Annotated in this window: 2 protein-coding genes; one reads left to right on the top strand and one right to left on the bottom strand. The window is 74.0% G+C overall.

Translation table 11 applies throughout. From position 1 onward, the window contains the following. Window positions 1-1,596 (bottom strand): HEAT repeat domain-containing protein (locus ABTY04_RS40595; protein WP_352218451.1); only part of this gene is annotated, 1,596 nt, incomplete at its 3' end. A 303-nt stretch (window positions 1,597-1,899) separates the two neighbouring features. Between ABTY04_RS40595 and argH the strand changes: the two genes are divergently transcribed. Then, complete coding sequence (argH, locus tag ABTY04_RS40590) at window positions 1,900-3,330, top strand: argininosuccinate lyase (RefSeq protein ID WP_352218450.1); 1,431 nt, start codon at window positions 1,900-1,902, stop codon at window positions 3,328-3,330. Window positions 3,331-3,522: the final 192 nt, after the last annotated feature.

Below are 3,522 nucleotides of genomic sequence, written 5' to 3'. Positions count from 1 at the left end.
TTGACGAGGAGCGAGAGGCCGGAGGAGAAGTAGTCGACGAAGTCGATCCCCTTTCCGATCTTCTGGCCCTTGTCGTCCAGGATGCGGCGCGTCCGGCGCGTCCGGTTCCGTGCTGCGGTCCTCCTCGTTCAGCCCCAGGCGGTGGCGCCACAGCTGCCGGACCTCGGGGCGCAGCACATGCGCCGACGCCCCCAGCAGCACGCCGAGCTCCGCGCGGTCCGCCTGCTTCGCCTCCAGGGTGGCGGACCAGTTCCAGGTGGACACCGTCTCCGCCGCGGGCCGGCGCAGGCCCGGGTCGGGGTGCACCGACAGGACCACGGCGGCCCGCAGCGCGGCGATCCCGCCCTGGGCGCGGAGCAGCCGGAAAGCCGCCCGCCGGGTGTGCAGGGGGTGTTCCGGGCCGGTGCGGGCGGCCAGTGCGCCGGGGTCCAGCTGCGGGGCAGCGGGGCGCAGGCAGAGCGCGGCCTCGCGGGCCACCGATGCCGACGGGTCGTCCAGCAGGGCGAGCAGGGCCGCGTTGCCGGGGGCGGCGCGCAGGTGGCGCAGCCCGGCCAGGGCGGCGGCCCGTACCAGGCCGACGGGGTGGACCAGCAGGGCGGCCAGCAGCGGCGTGTCGGTGCGGCGGGCGCACTCGGCGAAGCCGGTCACCGCATACGGGCTCACGCGCTCCGGGTCCGCGACGAGCCCGCGGTAGTGCGCGTAGGGGTCGCCGCCGTCCTGACGCAGGAGCCAGCGGGCGCAGGCCCGGACCGCGCCGGACCGGTCGGCCAGGTGGTCCGCGGCCTCCGCGGCCCGCCCGGCCCGGCGCAGGGCGGTGACCCCGGCGGCCCGGACCGTCGGGGAGCCTGCGCCGAGCAGGGTGTCGATCGCCTCGTCGTCCGGCCCGTCGGAGGCCATCGCCGCGAGCGCGGCGTCGGTCCACATCCCGTTCGTCACCGGGTCGTGCTCCGCGGCGGCCTGCCGCGCGAGCTCCCGGACGCCGAGGGTCCCGGCGGCGACGGTGAGGCGGACGGCGAACCGCCGGGTCGCCAGATCGGCCCTGCCGCGCAGGCAGTCGAGGATGCCGTCACGCTGCTCGCCGGTCAGCGAGTTCCAGCTCCACGTCGTCGAGGGCCGCCCGGGACGCCACCACGCGGCCAGGAGGGAGTACCGGCCGGTCAGGGCGGCCTCCAGCTGCTCCAGCGCCCAGGCCCCGTGCTCGCGCCGGGCCAGCCGCAGGACAAGCGGGGTGAGTTCGGTCAGCGCGCGGACGGGATCCTTGGCCACGGCCCTGCCGAGCACCCGCCGGGCACGGCTCCGTACCGCCGGAACCCAGTCGGCGCACCGGATCAGGACGAGCTGCAGCGGCGGGCAACGCCGCTCGGCGAGCGCGGACGCGCGTATCCGCCCGTCGGGGTCGCACAGCCGCGCCTCGGTCCGGCCGGCGCGGAGCGGCCCGGAAGAGGCGGAGTGCAGGCGCCGCACCTCCTTGTCGAAGGCGACCCAGGCTTCCGGTCCGTTCCGGACGGGCATGCCGGCGAGGGGGCGGGTGTCCTCGCCCAGCAGCGCCGCCGCCGCGGCCCGCCCCTGTGCCGCGTCCTGCTGTGTGTCCCGCACGTGCCCTCCCCGGGATCGGTCTTGCCTGCTGATCGTAGGCGGCTGCCCGTGACCCGCGCCTGCGATATTCGGGCAGGTCAGAGCCATCACACGGCGACGCGATTGACGAAACATACGGAACACTGCATAGTTATGCCAGTCGCAGGGTTTCATCGAGATCTTCGGCCTCTCGTCGAAGACCGCGGCGGGGCGCGACCTCGCCTGACCGACCGGCAGTACCCGGCTGCCTCCCCGTTTCCTCCGCGGCGGGGAGGCGGTTTCACATCCGAAGCCATGCACGTGCAGTCTTGAGGAGCAGTAGCTGTGAGCAGCAACAACGGTGGTGACGTCCGGCTCTGGGGCGGCCGGTTCGCCGACGGCCCGGCCGAGGCCCTCGCGAAGCTCTCCGCGTCGGTCCACTTCGACTGGCGCCTCGCGCCGTACGACATCGCCGGATCCCGCGCCCACGCCAGGGTCCTCGCCAAGGCGGGCCTGCTCACGGCGGACGAGCTCGACCGCATGATCGCGGGCCTGGACCGGCTCGAAGCCGACGTCGCCGACGGATCCTTCACCGGCACCATCGCCGACGAGGACGTGCACACCGCCCTGGAGCGGGGCCTGCTGGAGCGGCTCGGCGCCGACCTCGGCGGCAAGCTGCGCGCCGGCCGGTCCCGCAACGACCAGGTGGCCACCCTCTTCCGGATGTACCTGCGCGACCACGCACGGATCGTCGGCGGCCTGATCGCGGACCTCCAGGACGCACTGGTCGGCCTCGCCGAGACCCACCACGACGTGGCCATGCCCGGCCGGACCCACCTCCAGCACGCGCAGCCGGTGCTCTTTGCGCACCACGTGCTGGCCCACGTGCAGTCGCTGTCCCGGGACGCGGAGCGGCTGCGCCAGTGGGACACCCGGACCGCCGTCTCCCCGTACGGCTCGGGCGCGCTGGCCGGCTCCTCGCTGGGGCTGGACCCGGAGGCGGTCGCCGCCGACCTGGGGTTCGAGCGCGGCTCCGTCGGCAACTCGATCGACGGCACGGCCTCCCGCGACTTCGTCGCGGAGTTCGCGTTCATCACCGCGATGATCGGGATCAACCTGTCCCGGATCGCGGAGGAGATCATCATCTGGAACACGAAGGAGTTCTCCTTCGTCACCCTGCACGACGCCTTCTCCACCGGGTCGTCGATCATGCCGCAGAAGAAGAACCCCGACATCGCGGAGCTGGCGCGCGGCAAGTCGGGCCGGCTCATCGGCAACCTGACGGGCCTGCTGGCCACCCTCAAGGCCCTCCCGCTCGCGTACAACCGCGACCTCCAGGAGGACAAGGAGCCGGTCTTCGACTCCTGCGACACCCTCGAAGTCCTGCTGCCGGCGTTCACCGGCATGATGGCCACCCTCACGGTCAACCGGGAGCGGATGGAGGAGCTGGCTCCGGCGGGCTTCTCCCTCGCCACGGACATCGCGGAGTGGCTGGTCAAGCAGGGCGTGCCGTTCCGGGTGGCGCACGAGGTGGCCGGCGAGTGCGTGAAGGAGTGCGAGGGGCTCGGGATCGAGCTGGACGAGCTCACGGACGAGCAGTTCGCGAAGATCTCGGAGCACCTGACCCCCGAGGTGCGCTCCGTGCTCAACGTGCCGGGCGCCCTCGCCTCGCGCAGCGGCCGCGGCGGCACCGCCCCCTCGGCGGTCGCGAAGCAGCTCGCCGAGTTGAAGGCCGACCTGGTCATCCAGCACGCCTGGGCCTCGCACAAGCAGTAGCCGCACGGCGCTGCCCCCGTACCTCCGCGGCCATGCGGCCCGCACGCCCACAGGTCCTCCGGGGCCCGGGCCCTGTACGTCCGCACGCCGCGGGATGCCCGGAGGGGCGGCCGGAGCCCACGAGGGGTTCCACGCGTGGCTGACCGGCAAGGAGACGGCCGGGAAGAACGGCGCGGCGAAGCCCGAGTCCAC

The sequence above is a fragment of the Streptomyces sp. NPDC097981 genome, assembly GCF_040302565.1.
In the GTDB taxonomy this organism is placed as follows: domain Bacteria; phylum Actinomycetota; class Actinomycetes; order Streptomycetales; family Streptomycetaceae; genus Streptomyces.
Note: the sequence above shows the minus strand (reverse complement) of the source record. Positions and strands in the feature narration are given on the sequence as shown.